General features: G+C 39.1%; 1 protein-coding gene. It reads left to right on the forward strand.

Going from position 1 to position 1,553, the window contains the following annotated elements; genetic code table 11:
- Nucleotides 1-99: 99 nt before the first annotated feature.
- A complete protein-coding gene (locus tag ABT997_RS09785) occupies nt 100-1,473 on the forward strand; it encodes an IS1182 family transposase (RefSeq protein ID WP_006596748.1) in 1,374 nt (457 codons plus the stop codon).
- Nucleotides 1,474-1,553 lie beyond the last annotated feature (80 nt).

Raw genomic sequence — 1,553 nt, forward strand, 5'->3', positions numbered from 1 at the left:
TCAGATTGAAGACAAAGTCCTTAGACCATAAGTTTCTAAGGGCTTTTATTTGTGTAAAGTCGTATAATAGAGGTAAGAATAGTTTGTGAGGTGTTCGCTATGTTTCACAAAGAAAAACCAGATTATAATCGACGCCAATATGGCTTCTATACGATAGATGAATTAGTCCCTGAGGATCACTTTCTTCGACAAGTGGATAAAGAGGTTGATTTTGACTTTATCTATGACTTGGTGGAAGATACCTATAGCCCCGATAATGGTCGTCCGAGTCTCGATTCTGTCATGTTAGTCAAAATCCCTTTGATTCAATGCTTTTATGGCATTCGCTCCATGCGCCAAACCATTAAAGACATTGAAGTAAACGTGGCCTATCGTTGGTTTCTTGGCCTAACTTTAGATGATAAGGTCCCTCATTTTACTACATACGGAAAGAATTACAGTCGCCGTTTTCAAGATAAAGAACTGATTTCTGAGATATTCTCACAAGTACTCAATCAGGCTTTATTTGCTGGTTTAATTGATCCCTCTGAACTATTTGTGGATGGAACCCATATTAAAGCGGCAGCTAACAGCCACAAGTATCGTAAGGAAATGGTAGAGCAACAAGCTAAATTTATGAGTGACCGGTTGGAAGTTGAGATTGATTTAGATAGGAGAAAACACGAAAAAAAGTCCTTAAAGCCCGCAAAAGAAAGCGAGGCTAAAGAAAAGAAAATCTCAACGACAGATCCCGAGAGTGGTTGGTTCCACAAGGGTGAACACAAGGAGGTATTTGCCTATTCTGCCCAAGTAGCTTGTGATAAGCATGGTTGGGCCTTAGCTTATACGGTTGAGGCAGGAAATGTCCATGATAGTCAGGCCTTCCCTGCTCTTTTTTCAAAGTTAGAACCCTTCTCCCCACACTACATTATTGCGGATTCAGGCTATAAGACCCCAGCTATCGCTCATTATTTATTAGAACGTAACATCATCCCTGTCTTTCCTTATACTCGTCCAAAGGGAGTAAGGGGGAACTTAAGACCCAATGATTTTGTCTATGATACTTTCTATGACTGTTACCTCTGTCCAGAGAACCAAGTGTTAAGCTATCGCACGACGACACGAGAAGGCTATCGTGAGTATAAGAGTAATCCAAAAACATGTGCTTCTTGTCCCCTATTATCCGTTTGTACCCAAAGTCAAAACCACCAAAAAGTAATTACGAGACATATATGGAAAGATGATCTTGAATGTTGTGAAGAGATTCTCCACCAAAGAGGAATGAAGGAGCTTTATCAGAAGCGTAAAGAAACCATTGAACGACTCTTTGGGACGGCTAAGGAGTACCATAATTTGAGATACACTAGAGAGAAAGGAAAGTCCAAAATGGAAGATAAGGTTGGGCTTACTTTGGCATGTTTAAATATCAAAAAACTGGTGAAATGGGTAGCGAATATCCCTTTTTATTTTGTTCTAAATCCGATTTTTAGATAGAATAACAGATGATAAAGCAAATAATTTTAAAAATACAACAAAAAGACAAACGCCAAAAATGACGTTTGTCTACGTTCTGA

The sequence above is a fragment of the Streptococcus australis genome (assembly GCF_040226615.1).
In the GTDB taxonomy this organism is placed as follows: domain Bacteria; phylum Bacillota; class Bacilli; order Lactobacillales; family Streptococcaceae; genus Streptococcus; species Streptococcus australis_E.